The organism is Flavobacterium dankookense, assembly GCF_004362665.1.
Taxonomy (GTDB): Bacteria; Bacteroidota; Bacteroidia; order Flavobacteriales; family Flavobacteriaceae; genus Flavobacterium; species Flavobacterium dankookense.
The window spans coordinates 142,735-159,852 of record NZ_SNXR01000013.1 but is presented as its reverse complement, the minus strand read 5'-3'; the positions used below and the strand labels follow the sequence as shown (position 1 = coordinate 159,852).

The window sequence follows — 17,118 nt, the reverse complement described above, 5'->3', positions numbered from 1 at the left end:
TTTGCGTTTCAGCACTATTTTATGCAAAATCAAGACGAATTTATCGAAGTTATTGGAGCAAGAGCTCATAATTTAAAAAATATTGATGTTACAATTCCACGCGAAAAACTAGTCGTAATTACTGGTTTGTCGGGCTCGGGAAAATCATCTTTGGCTTTTGACACGATATATGCCGAAGGTCAACGTAGATATATTGAAACTTTTTCGGCTTATGCGCGTCAATTTCTCGGTGGATTGGAACGACCTGATGTGGATAAAATCGACGGACTTTCTCCAGTAATTGCTATTGAACAAAAAACAACGAGCAAATCACCTCGCTCGACCGTTGGAACTATAACTGAAATTTATGATTTCTTGCGATTACTTTTTGCTCGTGCTGCCGATGCATACAGTTACAACACAGGTGAAAAAATGGTTTCTTATTCAGATGAGCAAATACAAGGTTTGATTAAAGAAACTTTCAACGGAAAACGAATTAATATTTTAGCTCCAGTCATTCGTGCCAGAAAAGGTCATTATGCAGAACTTTTTCAGCAAATTACCAAACAAGGATTTGTAAAAGTTCGTGTAAATGGCGAAATTCAGGATTTGGTTTCCGGTATGAAACTCGACCGATACAAAACACACGATATCGAAATTGTGGTTGACCGAATGGAAATCAGTAACAATGAAGATACGGATAAACGTTTGGCAGAAAGCATCAAAACCGCAATGTATCATGGCGAAAATATTATGATGGTTATCGAACATGGCAGCAATGAAGTTCGCTATTTCAGTCGAACGCTGATGTGTCCAACTACCGGGATTTCCTATCCAAATCCAGAACCGAATAATTTTTCGTTCAATTCGCCCAAAGGTGCTTGCGATAGCTGTAATGGTTTGGGAACAATTAACCAAATCAACGAAAAAAAGATTATTCCAAATCCAAAATTATCCATAAAAGCTGGTGGTTTTGCGCCACTTGGCGAATACAAATCATCTTGGATTTTTAAGCAATTAGAAATCATTGGCGAAAAGTTTGGCTTTACATTAAACGATGCTATCGAAACTATTCCTGCCGAAGCGATGGAAATGATTATGAACGGTGGAAACGAAAAATTCTCTGTAAAATCAGAAGCTGCAGGCGTAACGAAAGATTATAAAATTGAATTTGAAGGTATTGCCAATTTCATCAAAAATCAATATGACGAAAGCAATTCAACCTCTTTAAAACGTTGGGCTAAAGAATTCATGGACGAAATTGCCTGTCCAGATTGTCACGGTTCCAGATTGAAAAAAGAAGCTTTGTATTTCAAAATCAATGAAAAAAATATAGCCGATTTATCTACAATGGATATTTCTGAACTGATTGATTGGTTTCAAAATTTGGATGGAAAATTATCTGAAAAACAAATTACTATTGCAACCGAAATTCTAAAAGAAATCAAATCGAGATTGCAGTTTTTGATGGATGTTGGTTTGAATTATTTGTCTTTACACAGAAGTTCAAAATCGCTTTCGGGTGGTGAAGCACAACGTATTCGATTGGCTACTCAAATTGGCTCACAACTGGTTGGTGTACTTTATATTTTGGACGAACCAAGTATAGGATTACATCAACGAGATAACGAAAGATTGATTAATTCATTAGAAAATCTTCGTGATATTGGCAATTCTGTTTTGGTAGTAGAACACGATAAAGACATGATTGAACGAGCGGATTATGTTATTGATATTGGTCCAAAAGCTGGGAAATTTGGTGGAGAAATCATTAGTATTGGCACACCAACAGCATTGCTGAAAGAGAACACCATTACGGCGCAGTTTATGAATGGAAAAATGCAGATTGAAGTTCCAAAAAAACGTCGTGAAGGCAACGGAAAAACGCTGAAATTAACTGGTGCAACTGGAAATAACTTAAAAAATGTTTCGGTAGAATTTCCTTTAGGAAAATTGATTTGCGTTACTGGAGTTTCGGGAAGTGGAAAATCAACTTTAATTAATGAAACCCTTTACCCTATTTTGAACGAATATTTCTTTAATGCAGTAAAAAAACCAATGCCTTTCAAAAAAATTGAAGGTTTGGAGCACATTGATAAAGTGATTGACATTGACCAAAGTCCAATTGGAAGAACTCCAAGAAGCAATCCTGCGACTTATACTGATGTTTTTTCGGAAATTAGAAGTTTGTACACACAAACACCAGAAGCTATGATTCGCGGTTATAAAGCTGGTCGATTTAGTTTTAATGTTTCTGGCGGACGATGCGAAACTTGCGAAGGTTCAGGAGTTAGAACAATAGAAATGAGTTTTTTACCTGATGTTTATGTAGAATGTGAAACGTGTCAAGGAAAACGTTTTAATCGGGAAACTTTGGAAATCAGATACAAAGGAAAATCCATTTCAGATGTGTTGAATATGACAGTTGACGAAGCCGTTCCATTTTTTGAAAACATACCCAAGATTTACCGAAAAGTAAAAACCATTCAGGATGTTGGATTGGGTTACATCACGCTTGGACAACAAAGTACAACACTTTCTGGTGGTGAAGCACAACGTATCAAATTGGCGACTGAATTATCTAAAAAAGATACGGGAAATACATTCTACATTATGGATGAACCAACAACTGGTTTGCATTTTGAAGATATTCGGGTTTTGATGGATGTAATTAATAAATTGGTAGAAAAAGGAAATACAGTTTTGATTATCGAACATAATATGGACGTAATTAAATTAGCAGATTATATTATTGACATTGGTCCAGAAGGTGGAAAAGCTGGTGGAGAAGTTGTTGCAAAAGGAACTCCAGAAGAAATCATAAAGAATAAGAAAAGCTATACAGCGCAATTTTTAAAAAAAGAACTAAATTAGCAGGCTGTTTTTAGCCCAGATTGCAATGGAAATCCTTTTTTATTGTTTTTTTGAAAGACGTCTTTCCCGAAACTTCGGGATGCAATAAACGTTACAAAAACAATAAAAAAGATTGTAATGGAAAGCTGGACACGAGCTCCAAAAGAGCGAACTGACGAAGTAAATAGCTCCAAAAAAAAATAAAATTTATTACTATGGCATTAGAGAAATACGAAAATGATGATGATAAAATCCAAGAAAAACTAAAACAAAAAACTTGGAATGAAATAAGAACAAACGATTCTTGGGCAATTTTTAAAATTATGTCTGAATTTGTGAATGGATATGAATCGATGGCACGAATTGGTCCATGCGTTTCTATTTTTGGCTCGGCAAGAACAAAACCAGACGACAAATATTATTTGCTAGCGGAAAAAATCGCTTATAAAATTAGTAAAGCTGGCTATGGTGTAATTACTGGCGGCGGACCAGGAATTATGGAAGCTGGAAATAAAGGTGCTCATAATGGCGGTGGAACTTCCGTTGGATTGAATATCGAATTACCTTTTGAACAACATTTCAATCCTTATATTGATAAAGACAAAAATCTAAATTTTGACTATTTTTTTGTTCGTAAAGTTATGTTTGTAAAATATTCACAAGGTTTTGTTGTAATGCCTGGTGGTTTTGGAACTTTGGATGAATTATTCGAAGCTATCACATTAATTCAAACCAAAAAAATCGGGAAATTTCCAATCATACTTGTTGGAACCCAATTTTGGTCAGGTTTAATCGAATGGGTGAAAAATGTTCTAATTGACCAAGAAAAAACAGTTAGTCCTGACGATATGAATTTGATAAAAATTGTAGATACCGAAGACGAAGTGGTTGAAGCTTTGGATAATTTCTATAAAAAATACAATTTAAGTCCGAATTTTTAAGTTTCTTTTGAAACCAAATCCAATATTTTGCATCTACATTTAAAACGTCTTTTTTTGAAATCAATTTGCAAAATAGTTGCTCTGTGTTTTATGTTGTTGCCAATGATTTCATTGGCACAACATCAATGCAATATTATTGCAGAAATCAATCATGAAAATAAAACGATTTCTGTAGTTCAAGAGTTGACTTTTTTCAATCAAACCAATGATACTTTAAATAATATCGTGCTCAATGATTGGATGAATGCTTATGGCGATAAAAATTCTGAAATTGGAAAGCGATTTGCTGATGAATTTGAACGCGGCTTTCATCTTGCTAGCGAGAAAGAACGTGGAAGAACCGAGAATATTACTATACTGAACGAGGAAAAATCATTTTTAACTTGGGAACGTGATGAAAACAGTGCTGATGTTATTCAAATTAGATTAAGAGAAAAACTTTTTCCAAATGAAAAAATCAAAATACTTCTAACCTATTCAGTCAAAATTCCAAGTGGTCAATTTACAAAATATGGCTATGACGACAATGGAAAAATCTATCTAAAAGATTGGTTTTTATCGCCAGCTCGATATGAAAATCATGGTTTTGTAAAAAACAATAATCACAACCTTGATGATATTACTAATGCTGTCTGTGATTATGAACTTCATGTAACAACAACCCAAAATCTTGAAGCTTTTTCAGATTTGGATGAAGTGAAATCAGAAGTAATAAATAATCAAAAAAAATATCATTTTTCAGGTAAAAATCGTTTAGCTTTTAAACTCTTAATTGGTACAAAAAACGAATTTGAAAGTTTTAAAAATGAAAAAATTGAAGTTGTAACTAATTTCAGAGATGAACGTGTTGATGACATTCAACGTGCCATTGTAATTGATAAAATTGCTAATTGGGTTCAAGAAAAATTAGGCAATTATCCCAATCAAAAAATAGTAGTTGCCAAAGCAGATTATGAAAGAAATCCATTTTATGGCTTGAATCAGCTTCCAGCTTTTATTGCACCATTTCCTGATCAATTTCTATATGAAATAAAGTTTTTAAAAACCTATTTGAACAATTACATTCACAGCACAATCAACCTAAATCCAAGGAATGACAACTGGATTTATGATGGAATTCAGGTTTATTTAATGATGAAATATATTGATGAATTTCATCCTGGAACTGCTATGATGGGAAATGTAGCAAAATTAAAAATCTTCCGAGGTTACAACTTAGTGAGTTTAGATTTTAATGGTCAATACAGTTATTTTTATATGCTGATGGCACGAAAAAATTTAGACCAACCATTAAATATGCCAAAAGACAAACTGATAAAATTCAATGAAAAAATCGCTTCAAAATATCGCGCAGGTTTGAGTTTAAAATACTTAAATGAATATTCTGAAAATGGTTTGGTCGACAAAATAATTCCAGAATTTTATTCTCTAAATTTAAAGCAACAAAGTGTTTCAAGTGATTTTGAACAACTTCTAAAACAGAATTCTACAAAAAAAATAGATTGGTTTTTTGATAAAATAATCAACTCAAGAGAAACATTTGACTATAAATTTGACATGGTTTCAAAAACTAATGACAGTATTCGTTTTCGATTAAAAAACAAAACGGAAACCCATGTTCCAATTCCAATTTATGGCACAAAAAAGAAAGAAATCGTATTTAAAAAATGGATTGATGCTTTACCAAAAGACAGTATTTATACTATTTCTAAAAACAATGCAGACAAAATAATCATCAATTATAAAAACGAAGTTCCCGAATTTAATCTGAGAAATAATTGGCGTTCGCTGAAAGGTTTCCGATTGAGCAACAGACCAATAAAATTTATATTTTTTAAAGATTTAGAAGATCCAAATTACAACCAAATCGTTTATATTCCAACTTTAGAATTTAATCTTTATGACGGTTTTTATCCTGGAATGCGCTTTCATAACAAAACCATTTTAGACAAACCATTCATTTTTGATGTTAACCCAAGTTATTCTACAAAAACACAAAAACTAACTGGAAGAGGAACCATTTTCTTCAATCAGTTTAATCGTGATAGTAATTTATACCACATTCGCTATTTGCTGAACGGACATTATTTGCATTATGCTCCTGAAGCTGCGTATATAAAATTAATGCCCGCAATATATTTTAGAATACGACCTGATGATTATAGAGACAATAAAACTCAAAATATCATCGTCAAACAAACCATTATTGACAGAGAAAAATCAGATTTTACGACAGAAGAAAATACGGAGAATTATTCTGTTTTTTCAGCAAAATATTATAACGGAAGAACCGAAATAACAAACCATTATAATTTTCTAACTGAAACACAATTCGCAAAAGATTTTGGAAAACTTCAAGGCGAAATACAATACCGAAAACTATTCAATAATAATAGACAATTGAATGTTCGTCTATTTGCTGGAACATTTTTATACAACAACACTAAATCAAGTTTCTTTGATTTTGGATTGGACAGACCAACAGACTATCTATTTGAAAGTGAATATCTTGGTCGTTCCGAAAGTACTGGATTGTTTAGTCAGCAATCTATTGTTTCTGATGGTTTTTTTAAATCTGTTTTCGAAACTCGTTTTGCCAACCGCTGGATGGCAACAACAAATATCAGTTGTAACATTTGGAACTGGATAGAAGTTTACAGTGATTTTGGTGCTTTTAAGAATAAAGATATTCCAACAAAATTTGTTTACGGTAGCGGCATTCGCCTAAATTTAGTGACCGATTATTTTGAACTTTATCTTCCTGTTCATTCCAGCAATGGTTGGGAAGTTGGTCAACAAAATTACGGAGAAAAAATACGTTTTATAATTACATTTAATCCAGAAGCGCTAGTTACTTTATTTACAAGAAAATGGTTCTAATAAGTGCAAAACAATCCTTAAAATTAAATTATTTACTATAAATACAGCTTTTAATTGAATTAAATATAAAATTAAAGCTATATACAACCTATTCCTTATCGATACTTAAATTATATTTTTTTCAAAGAATTATAATTATTACTTCTTTTTAGCTAAATTTGTTACATCTAGAAATAAATTCAGTTATGATTGAACCACAACTCAAATCCGAAATCACATTTGAAGATTTTAAAGCCGAAGTTTTAAATGATTATAGAATTGCCCGAATTAGCCGCGAATGTAGTTTGTTAGGACGAAAAGAAGTTTTAACTGGTAAAGCAAAATTTGGAATTTTTGGTGATGGAAAAGAAGTGCCACAATTAGCTTTGGCAAAAGCATTTCAAAACGGTGATTTCCGATCAGGTTATTATCGCGACCAAACTTTTATGATGGCGATTGGTCAATTAACTATTGAGCAGTTTTTTGCTGGTTTGTATGGTCATACTGATTTAAATTTTGATCCAATGAGTGCTGGAAGGCAAATGGGTGGTCATTTTGCAACCCATTCGTTAGACGAAAACGGTAATTGGAAAAATCTAACCGAACAAAAAAATTCTAGTGCTGATATTTCACCTACAGCAGGACAAATGCCCAGATTATTAGGATTAGCACAAGCTTCAAAAATATATAGAAACGTTCGTGGTTTAGAAAGCCTAACTAATTTTTCTAATGAAGGAAACGAAGTTGCTTGGGGAACAATTGGAAATGCATCAACATCCGAAGGATTATTTTTTGAAACCATTAATGCTGCAGGAGTTTTACAAGTTCCAATGGTTATGAGTGTTTGGGATGATGAATATGGTATTTCAGTTCATGCAAAATATCAAACTACTAAAGAAAGTATCTCTGAAATTCTTAAAGGTTTTCAACGTGATAACGAAAACAATGGCTTTGAAATTCTAACGGTAAAAGGTTGGGATTATCCATCATTAGTTGCCACTTACGAAAAAGCATCAGCTATAGCACGCGAGGAACATGTTCCTGTTTTAATTCACGTTGACGAATTAACACAGCCACAAGGTCATTCGACTTCTGGAAGTCATGAACGCTATAAAAATGCCGAACGCTTGGCTTGGGAAGCAACATTTGATTGTTTAGCACAAATGCGTAATTGGCTAGTTGACAATAATTTGGCAACAGCTGAAGAATTAGATGAAATTGATGAAACTGCAAGAAAAGAAGTTTTAGAAGGTAAAAAAGCAGCTTGGAATGCGTTTGTTTCTCCAATAAAAGAGGAACAAAACGAATTAGTGGCATTGCTGAATTCAATAGCTTCGTCAAGTGCAAATAAAGTTTTTATTGAAAAACAAGCTAGTGATTTAGCGTCGATTAAAGAACCTATTCGCAAAGATATAATCACAACAGCTCGTAAGGTTTTGCGTTTGGTTATAAACGAAAATGGAAGAGAAAAATTAGCTAGTTGGATAACAAATTACATAGAAAAAATCCAGCCAAAATTCAGTTCTCACCTTTTTTCACAATCAGACAAAAATGTTTTGGCGGCAACAACTGTAGCTCCAACCTATGACGAAACTGCCGAAGAAGTAGATGCTCGTTTAGTATTGCGTGATAACTTTGATGCTATTTTTAGCAAATATCCTGAAGCTTTGATTTTTGGAGAAGATGCTGGAAATATTGGTGATGTAAACCAAGGTCTCGAAGGAATGCAAGAAAAATATGGAGAACTTCGTGTTGCCGATGCAGGAATTCGTGAAGCAACCATTCTTGGTCAAGGAATTGGAATGGCATTGCGTGGTTTACGACCAATTGCCGAAATTCAATATTTAGATTATTTGTTGTATGCTATTCAAATTATGAGTGATGATTTGGCAACATTGCAATATAGAACTCACGGAAGACAAAAATCACCCTTGATTATTAGAACTCGTGGACATCGACTTGAAGGTGTTTGGCATTCAGGTTCGCCAATGGGAATGATAATTAATGCTATTCGAGGTATTCATGTTTTAGTACCAAGAAATATGACCAAAGCTGCAGGTTTTTATAATACATTGTTAGAAACTGACGAACCAGCATTAGTAATCGAATGTTTAAACGGTTATCGATTAAAAGAAAAAATGCCAACCAATTTGGGTGAATTTAAAACACCAATTGGAGCTGTTGAAACTATAAAATCAGGAAGTGATATTACAGTTGTTTCTTATGGCTCAACACTTAGAATAGTTGAACAAGCCGCAAAAGAACTTTTAGAAATTGGTATTGACGTAGAAATAATTGATGCACAGTCGCTTCTACCGTTTGACATCAAGCATGATATTGCTAAAAGCGTTGCTAAAACTAATAGATTGTTAGTTGTTGACGAAGACGTTCCTGGAGGTGCAAGTGCTTTTATTCTTCAACAAGTAATTGATGAACAAAATGCTTATCAGTTTTTAGATAGTCAACCACAAACGTTGGCGTCTAAAGCGCATCGACCAGCTTATGGAACAGATGGTGATTATTTTTCAAAACCTTCAGCTGAAGATGTTTTTGAGAAAATTTACGCCATCATGCACGAAGCAATGCCTGAAAAATATTCAAGTTTATATTAAAAATAAGGGAACCAAATTTGGTTCCTTTTTTTATGTTTAAAGACTATTTGCTATTATTAAAATGAGTTAAAATAAACAGTATGGAATGTTAAAATCTAAAACTTTACGACTTTTCACATACTATAAAACTATCTTTAACGTTATTCAATTTATCAATACAAAACATGACGTTATGAAAAAAATAGTTTTACTTGCTATGGTTTTGGTTATCGCATCATGCAAGAGTAAAAAAGCAACATCTGATAGCGATAATAAACCAATAGAAGAAAAAATTGTTATTTTAAAACCTACGGAAGTTGATAACCTAAAAAAGGATCGCGCTTACGATTTGGGTAAACGATTATTAGAAACGTGCTCAACTTCAAAATTTAAAGCTTTTTCTAAATCCGAGGCTACGGATAAAGTTATTGCAAATGCCACAGTAGAAAAAATTGCTGCTACCTGCAAAAAAATAAACCAACGCAACGGAAAATTCATCGGTATTAACTTAATTGATGTTAAACATGACACCTTTTTAAACGAATACGTTTTTAGATATGCTATTGATTATGAAAAGAAACTCTATAAACGAGAACTATTTGTGACAATCAATTCTGAAAACAAAGTTTCAGCTATTAACACAAAAGAAGTAAAACCAGTGCCCTTTTAAAAAAACAAAAAAACCATCTATTTTCACAGATGGTTTTTTTGTACTATTTAAATCTATAAATTATATCTTATATCTTTTTCTATCCGTTTCAGTAAGATAGATTTTTCTTAAACGAATAGATTTTGGCGTACATTCTACATATTCATCTTTTTGAATGTACTCTAAAGCTTCTTCCAAAGAAAAAATAATTGGCGGAATAATTCTAGCTTTTTCATCATTTCCAGAAGAACGAACGTTAGATTGTTTTTTCTCTTTAGTTACGTTTACACACATATCATCACCACGAGAGTTTTCACCAATTACTTGACCTTCATAGATTTCAGCATTTGGTTCAACAAAAAACTTACCACGATCTTGTAATTTATCGATAGAATAAGGAATAGCTTTCCCTTTTTCCATAGAAATTAACGATCCTTTGTTACGACCAGCAATTTCTCCTTTATATGGTTCATATCCAATAAAACGGTGTGCCATAATTGCTTCTCCAGCTGTAGCAGTAAGCAATTGATTACGCAATCCAATAATTCCACGAGATGGAATATTAAATTTGATAATCATACGTTCACCTTTAGTTTCCATACTTAGCATTTCACCTTTTCGCTGCGTAACAAATTCCACTGCTCTTCCAGAAAGTGTTTCAGGTAAATCGATTGTTAATTCTTCTATTGGTTCACATTTTACACCATCAATTTCTTTAATGATAACTTGTGGTTGACCAATTTGCAATTCATACCCTTCTCTTCTCATTGTTTCAATAAGTACAGATAAATGAAGAACTCCACGACCAAAAACCATAAACTTATCAGCCGAATCGGTTTCGCCCAATTTCATGGCTAAATTTTTCTCTAATTCTTTAGTCAGTCTGTCTCTAATGTGACGAGAAGTTACAAATTTACCTTCTTTACCAAAGAAAGGTGAGTCATTGATAGTAAACAACATACTCATTGTAGGTTCGTCAATAGCAATAGTTTGCAAAGCTTCTGGATTTTCAAAATCAGCAATAGTATCACCAATTTCAAAACCTTCTACTCCAACAATTGCACAAATATCACCTGCTATAACTTCTAATACTTTTTTACGCCCTAGACCTTCAAAAGTGTGCAATTCTTTTATTCTAGATTTCATCACTGTACCATCTCTTTTTACTAAAGAAATTGGCATTCCTTCTTTTAAAACTCCTCTTTCTAGACGTCCAATTGCGATACGACCCGTAAATGCTGAAAAGTCTAATGAAGTAATTAGCATCTGTGGTGTTCCTTCTGATACTTTTGGAGCAGGAACATTTTGAATTACCATGTCTAATAATGGCTCAATATTATCAGTTTGATTTTCCCAATGGTCAGACATCCAATTGTTTTTGGCAGAACCGTAAACTGTTGGGAAATCTAATTGCCATTCTTCAGCACCTAATTCAAACATTAAATCGAAAACTTTTTCATGAACTTCTTCAGGAGTACAGTTTTCTTTATCAACTTTATTGATAACCACACAAGGTTTTAAACCTAAATCAATTGCTTTTTGTAAAACAAAACGAGTTTGTGGCATTGGACCTTCAAAAGCATCTACCAAAAGGCAAACACCATCGGCCATGTTCAATACTCTTTCTACTTCTCCGCCAAAGTCCGCGTGACCTGGAGTATCAATAATATTAATTTTAGTTCCTTTATACGTTACCGAAACATTTTTTGATGTAATAGTAATACCGCGTTCACGCTCTAAATCGTTATTATCAAGAATTAAATCACCTGTGTTTTCGTTTTCACGAAATAACTGACAATGATACATAATTTTATCAACCAAAGTAGTCTTACCGTGGTCAACGTGAGCAATAATAGCAATGTTTCTAATAGATTCCATCTGTGTTTTTTTTGAAGGTGCAAAGGTACACTTTTATTTGATATAAAAAATGAAACCTAATTTAGTTTACAATTATTTAAAAGTGAGATAGTTTAAAAAAAACATCAATAAGTTTCAAGTAAAATTTTTTACTAATTCGAATTTGTCTATATTTGGAGTAATGAAAAATAATTCCAATAAAATAACATTAGCCTATGTTGTTATATTAATTATTGTGGCTTATGTTGCACATAAGCTAGTATTTGGATATTTCACTATTTCTTCTATTGAAAAATTAGAGTATTATAACTATATAAAAGATGTTGTATTAATCTTAATTTCTGCACTTGTTTTTAAATTTTTAATTGGTCAAAACGAAAAACACAATCGAAATGTTTTAAAAAAATTAAAAAACACTAACCGTGAAATCATCGAGTCGAAAGAACGTTATGACATAGTTGCAAAAGCTACCAGTGATACAATTTGGGATTGGAAATTGGAAGAAGACCAAATGGTTTGGAATAAGGGAATTCAAGGAGTTTTTGGATATAGAAAAGAAGAAATCGGAAAAAACTCAACTTGGTGGTTTAGTAAGATTCATCCCGAAGATACGCTTAGAATGTCTATAAAACTCTATTCTTTCATTGAGCAAAGAACAGAAAGATGGCAAGATGAATACCGATTTATGTGTGCTGATGGTAGTTTTAAATATGTTCTTGACAGAGGTTTTTTAATAAAAGACAAAGACGACAAACCCATTCGAATGATTGGAGCAATTCAAGATGTCACTAAAGAAAAAGAGGAAGAACAGCGCCTACGTTTATTAGAAACTGTGATTACGCAATCTAAAGATGCCATTATGATCACTGGAATTACTCTTGATGAAAATTCAATTCCAAACATACTTTTTGTAAACTCTGCATTTACTAAAATAACAGGATATGATGCCGAAGATGCAATTGGAAAATCACCTTTAATTCTTTTTGGTGAAAAATCAGATGTTTTACAACTAGATAAAATAAGAACCAATATCCTTCAATATAAAGGATTTACTATTGAAACTATAAGCTATAGAAAGGACGGAACCGAATTTTGGATTAATTTCTCGATGATGCCAGTAACCAACAAAGCAGGAGATCATTCACATTGGATTTCAATTCAAAGAGACGTTACAATCGAAAAGGAAAAAGAAAAAGAACGCGAACAACTCATTAGAGAATTAACTCAAAACAATAATGATTTAAAACAATTCTCCTACATCACTTCACATAACTTAAGAGCACCATTATCAAATTTAACTGGACTTTTAAACCTTGTTGATGATATTCCAATTGACAATCCAGAATTAAAAGAAATAATAAACGGATTTTCAACGTCAACACATCTTCTAAATGAAACTATAAATGATTTAGTTAAAGTTATTATAATTAAGGACAATCCATCCATAAACAAGGAAAAGGTTTTAATAAAAGAAGTATTTGAAAATGTATTCAATCAATTGAGCTTTCTAATCGGCATTCATAAACCAATATTAAAAATTGAACTAGATGAATTATCAATTTTAAACTCAAATAAATCATATTTAGAAAGTATTTTTTTAAATTTACTCACGAATTCAATTAAATATAAGTCTCCAAATAAACAATTAAAAATTACAATAACATCAAAAGTAGTTGATGACAATATAATTTTGAGTTTTAAAGACAACGGAATTGGAATTGATATGGAAAGAAACAAAAATAAAATTTTCGGACTGTATCAAAGATTTCACAACCATCCAGACAGCAAAGGATTAGGCTTGTATTTAGTAAAATCTCAAGTAGAATCCATGAACGGAAGTATAGATGTAGAAAGTGAAGTTGGAAAAGGAACTACCTTTACAATCACTTTTAAAAACAATTAAATGATAAAAAAAGTATTTTGTGTTGATGATGATCCAATCACTTTGATGCTTTGTAAAAAAGTCATCGAGAAGGTAGAATTTGCCCAAGAAATTGACGTAGCTCAAAATGGTGAAGAAGCTTTACTTTATTTTGACAACCTAATTGAGGTGTTTAAAAACAACACAAACACCATATACCCAGAATTGATTTTTTTAGATTTAAATATGCCCATTATGAACGGTTGGGAATTTCTGGACAGTTATTTTAAGAAAAAATACAATGAAACATTTATAAACTCAAAATTCATAGTATTATCATCCACTATAGATCCTAGTGATGTGGAAAAATCAAAAAACTATCCAATGGTAATCGGCTTTTTATCTAAACCGATTACAAAAGAAATTCTAGAAAGTTTGAAGGGTAAAATATAAAGCAAAAAAAGCACTCAAATGAGTGCTTTTTTTATAATATGAATTAATTAATTACGCAAGACTAGAAACATGCTTAGTTAATTTTGATTTCAAGTTTGAAGCTTTGTTATCATGAATGATATTTTTCTTAGCTAATTTATCAATCATAGAAACCACAGCTGATAATTTTGTAGCAGCATCAGATTTGTCAGTTGACAATCTTAACGCTTTTATAGCATTACGAGTAGTTTTGTGTTGGTATTTGTTTAACACTCTTTTTTTCTCGTTACTTCTAATTCTTTTTAAAGCTGACTTATGATTTGCCATTTTTTCTTTTTCTTAATTAAATAAATTTTGTAGCCCGTAGGGGAATCGAACCCCTCTTACATGGATGAAAACCATGCGTCCTAACCGATAGACGAACGGGCCAACTTTCTCATTGCGGATGCAAAAATACAACTATTTTTTATTTTCGCAAGTGTCAGGATAATTTTTTTTTATTTTTTTTTAATACGCCTTTGCAAACAACACTCTACCAACAGATTGCCCTCCAGAAAAAATACAAATTCCTTCTTCATTTTTTCTATCTAATGGAATACAACGGATGGTTGCCTTGGTTAAATCTTTAATTTTCTCTTCAGTTTCTGATGTTCCATCCCAATGAGCAGAAATAAAACCTGCTTTATTTTCTAATACATCCTTGAATTCTTCAAACGAATTAACCTCTGTTATATGGTTGTTTCTATAATCAAGTGCTTTGTTGAATAAATCGTTTTGTATTTGCTCCAATAAGTTTGAAACATAATGCACTACTCCATCTTTAGAAACTATTTCTTTAGTCAAAGTGTCGCGTCTAGCTATTTCAAAAGTTCCATTTTCTATATCTTTTGGTCCAACAGCTATTCGTATTGGAACACCTTTTAATTCATGCTCGTTAAATTTAAATCCTGGTGAAAGTGTATCACGAACATCAAATTTTACAGAAACACCAAGTTTTTTTAATGATTGAACTAAATCATCAACAACTAATTTTATTTGGTCAAATTGCTCGTGATTTTTAAAAATAGGAACAATCACCACTTGAATTGGAGCTAAATTTGGAGGCAAAACCAAACCTTTGTCGTCTGAATGCGTCATAACTAATGCACCCATCAATCGTGTTGAAACTCCCCACGAAGTTCCCCAAACATGCTCTTGTTTTCCTTCTTTATTTGTAAATTTAACATCGAATGCTTTTGCGAAATTCTGACCTAGAAAATGTGAAGTTCCAGCTTGAAGCGCTTTTCCATCTTGCATTAATGCTTCAATACAATAGGTTTCATCAGCTCCAGCAAAACGTTCATTTGCGGTTTTTATTCCTTTTACAACAGGAATTGCCATGAAATTTTGAACAAAATCAGCATAAACATTCATCATTCGTTCTGTTTCTTCAATAGCTTCCACTTTTGTTGCATGTGCAGTGTGACCTTCTTGCCAAAGAAACTCAGCTGTTCTAAGAAATAAACGAGTTCTCATTTCCCAACGAACAACATTTGCCCACTGGTTTATTAATAACGGTAAATCTCTATAGGATTGTACCCAATTTTTATATGTACTCCAAATGATAGCTTCACTAGTTGGACGAACAATTAATTCTTCTTCCAACTTAGCATTTGGGTCAACCATCAATTTTCCTGGTTTGTCTGGATCATTTTTTAATCTATAATGAGTGACAATAGCACATTCTTTAGCAAAGCCTTCAGCGTTTTTTTCTTCAGCTTCAAACATACTTTTTGGAACGAAAAGAGGAAAATAAGCATTACTATGTCCCGTTTCTTTAAACATTCTATCTAATTCTGCTTGCATTTTTTCCCAAATAGCATAGCCATAAGGTTTGATAACCATACAACCTCGAACACCTGAATTCTCAGCCAAATCAGCACTGACAACCAGTTCATTATACCATCTAGAATAATCTTCTTCTCTTTTTGTTAAGTTCTTGCTCATATTAAATACTTTGGCACAAATATTGTTAATCTTTTTTTAACTATTTTATTTAGCAAAACTAACTATTTTTGTATAGTCCAACAATAAAAAATGCTACTGATATGAAAACAAACTTTCCTTTTACGAAAAAAATATCCAATTCGATAGCCGTTGGATGTTTATATGCTGTCCTATTTTCTTGTGGTTCTTATCAAAACACATCATATTATGACAATGATGGTGTTTATTCAGACACTACCAATAAAACTAATGAAGTAACTCCAGACAATACAAACAGCAACAAATACAAAGAGTATTTTAGTTCCTTAAATCAAGATTCGAATGAAATTTTTACAGATGTAGAAAATTATTCTTCAGTTTCTAGTACAGAACCGTCAAATAATCAAGAAGAATATAATAATTCATATTCAGGCTGGGGAAATAACCCTCAAAATGTCACTGTAAATGTTTATGACAATAATTGGGGTGCAGGTTTTTGGAATAATTACTGGTACGGCAACTATTGGGGTTGGAACAATTGGGCTTGGAATAGTTGGTATGGACCAAATTGGGGATGGAATGTCGGCTTAGGTTGGAATGCTGGTTGGGGATGGAATAACTGGTATGGACCTAATTGGGGTTGGGGTTGGAATAATCCTTATTGGTATGGAAATAACTGGGGTTGGAATAATGGTTTTTACAACAGTTACTACAACGGTGGAAGAAGAGGAAGAAATGACGGATATGGATATAATTCAAGAAATGGAAATGGAAGAACACATACTGCAACTGTAGGAAGACGAGGGAATTCATTTACAACAACGGGCAGAAACAACTCAACTTTTGGATCTTCCAGAGGAACTACAACAAGATCTAATACCGTTGGTACAAGAAATGTAAATTCTACAAATTCAAATACAAGACCTAGTGCTTCAAATTCGCAAACAAGAAGCAACAGTGTTAGAACAACTTCTCCTTCAAGGAATGATTCGCCAAGATCAAATTCAAGCTACAGTGGCGGAAGATCATCTGGTGGTGGAAGTTATGGCGGCGGAAGCTATGGTGGTGGAAGATCATCTGGCGGCGGCGGAAGACGATAAAACTATTTTACATCCTGTGAAGTAAAGTAAT

11 protein-coding genes and 1 tRNA gene are annotated in these 17,118 nt (G+C 32.6%); 8 read left to right on the top strand and 4 right to left on the bottom strand.

Annotated features, from left to right (window positions below; genetic code table 11):
- Positions 1-21: 21 nt before the first annotated feature.
- From uvrA to BC748_RS07240, 5 genes are all read left to right on the top strand, one after another.
- The gene (uvrA, locus tag BC748_RS07260; protein ID WP_133532816.1) at positions 22-2,853 is read left to right on the top strand and encodes an excinuclease ABC subunit UvrA; all 2,832 of its coding nucleotides are present in this window, start codon (positions 22-24) and stop codon (positions 2,851-2,853) included.
- A 194-nt stretch (positions 2,854-3,047) separates the two neighbouring features.
- Positions 3,048-3,773: an LOG family protein gene (locus tag BC748_RS07255; RefSeq protein ID WP_133532815.1), complete on the top strand. Its 726-nt coding sequence runs from the start codon at positions 3,048-3,050 to the stop codon at positions 3,771-3,773.
- A gap of 54 nt (positions 3,774-3,827) precedes the next feature.
- Positions 3,828-6,653: a gluzincin family metallopeptidase gene (locus BC748_RS07250; protein WP_246014017.1), complete on the top strand. Its 2,826-nt coding sequence runs from the start codon at positions 3,828-3,830 to the stop codon at positions 6,651-6,653.
- 185 nt (positions 6,654-6,838) lie between these two features.
- On the top strand, positions 6,839-9,244 hold the full coding sequence (locus tag BC748_RS07245; RefSeq protein ID WP_133532814.1) for an alpha-ketoacid dehydrogenase subunit alpha/beta: 2,406 nt from the start codon (positions 6,839-6,841) through the stop codon (positions 9,242-9,244).
- Positions 9,245-9,416: 172 nt separating this feature from the next.
- Positions 9,417-9,893, top strand: coding sequence for a hypothetical protein (locus BC748_RS07240; protein WP_133532813.1), 477 nt, complete (start codon positions 9,417-9,419; stop codon positions 9,891-9,893).
- Between the two features lie 60 nt (positions 9,894-9,953).
- Here the strand turns inward: BC748_RS07240 and typA are convergent, their stop codons facing one another.
- On the bottom strand, positions 9,954-11,750 hold the full coding sequence (gene typA, locus BC748_RS07235) for a translational GTPase TypA (protein ID WP_133532812.1): 1,797 nt from the start codon (positions 11,748-11,750) through the stop codon (positions 9,954-9,956).
- A gap of 160 nt (positions 11,751-11,910) precedes the next feature.
- Between typA and BC748_RS07230 the strand changes: the two genes are divergently transcribed.
- Both BC748_RS07230 and BC748_RS07225 read left to right on the top strand, forming a co-directional pair.
- A complete protein-coding gene (locus BC748_RS07230) occupies positions 11,911-13,632 on the top strand; it encodes a PAS domain-containing sensor histidine kinase (RefSeq protein WP_133532811.1) in 1,722 nt (573 codons plus the stop codon).
- Positions 13,633-14,043 (top strand): response regulator, encoded by a 411-nt coding sequence (locus BC748_RS07225; RefSeq protein ID WP_133532810.1) that lies wholly within the window; start codon positions 13,633-13,635, stop codon positions 14,041-14,043. It abuts the gene before it with no gap.
- A gap of 51 nt (positions 14,044-14,094) precedes the next feature.
- Here the strand turns inward: BC748_RS07225 and rpsT are convergent, their stop codons facing one another.
- The 3 genes from rpsT to proS form a co-directional block, all read right to left on the bottom strand.
- On the bottom strand, positions 14,095-14,349 hold the full coding sequence (gene rpsT, locus BC748_RS07220; protein WP_133532809.1) for a 30S ribosomal protein S20: 255 nt from the start codon (positions 14,347-14,349) through the stop codon (positions 14,095-14,097).
- A gap of 30 nt (positions 14,350-14,379) precedes the next feature.
- Positions 14,380-14,451: transfer RNA gene (locus BC748_RS07215), tRNA-Glu, on the bottom strand.
- Positions 14,452-14,529: 78 nt separating this feature from the next.
- Positions 14,530-16,008, bottom strand: a complete 1,479-nt coding sequence (gene proS / locus BC748_RS07210; protein ID WP_133532808.1) for a proline--tRNA ligase — start codon at positions 16,006-16,008, stop codon at positions 14,530-14,532.
- A 101-nt stretch (positions 16,009-16,109) separates the two neighbouring features.
- Between proS and BC748_RS07205 the strand changes: the two genes are divergently transcribed.
- Complete coding sequence (locus BC748_RS07205) at positions 16,110-17,087, top strand: hypothetical protein (RefSeq protein ID WP_133532807.1); 978 nt, start codon at positions 16,110-16,112, stop codon at positions 17,085-17,087.
- The last annotated feature ends 31 nt before the right edge of the window (positions 17,088-17,118 follow it).

Coding starts and splice junctions, on each gene's coding strand:
- uvrA (WP_133532816.1), top strand. CDS start 22: ATGCAAAATCAAGACGAATTTATCGAAGTTATTGGAGCAAGAGCTCAT.
- BC748_RS07255 (WP_133532815.1), top strand. CDS start 3,048: ATGGCATTAGAGAAATACGAAAATGATGATGATAAAATCCAAGAAAAA.
- BC748_RS07245 (WP_133532814.1), top strand. CDS start 6,839: ATGATTGAACCACAACTCAAATCCGAAATCACATTTGAAGATTTTAAA.
- BC748_RS07240 (WP_133532813.1), top strand. CDS start 9,417: ATGAAAAAAATAGTTTTACTTGCTATGGTTTTGGTTATCGCATCATGC.
- typA (WP_133532812.1), bottom strand. CDS start 11,750: ATGGAATCTATTAGAAACATTGCTATTATTGCTCACGTTGACCACGGT.
- BC748_RS07230 (WP_133532811.1), top strand. CDS start 11,911: ATGAAAAATAATTCCAATAAAATAACATTAGCCTATGTTGTTATATTA.
- BC748_RS07225 (WP_133532810.1), top strand. CDS start 13,633: ATGATAAAAAAAGTATTTTGTGTTGATGATGATCCAATCACTTTGATG.
- rpsT (WP_133532809.1), bottom strand. CDS start 14,349: ATGGCAAATCATAAGTCAGCTTTAAAAAGAATTAGAAGTAACGAGAAA.
- proS (WP_133532808.1), bottom strand. CDS start 16,008: ATGAGCAAGAACTTAACAAAAAGAGAAGAAGATTATTCTAGATGGTAT.
- BC748_RS07205 (WP_133532807.1), top strand. CDS start 16,110: ATGAAAACAAACTTTCCTTTTACGAAAAAAATATCCAATTCGATAGCC.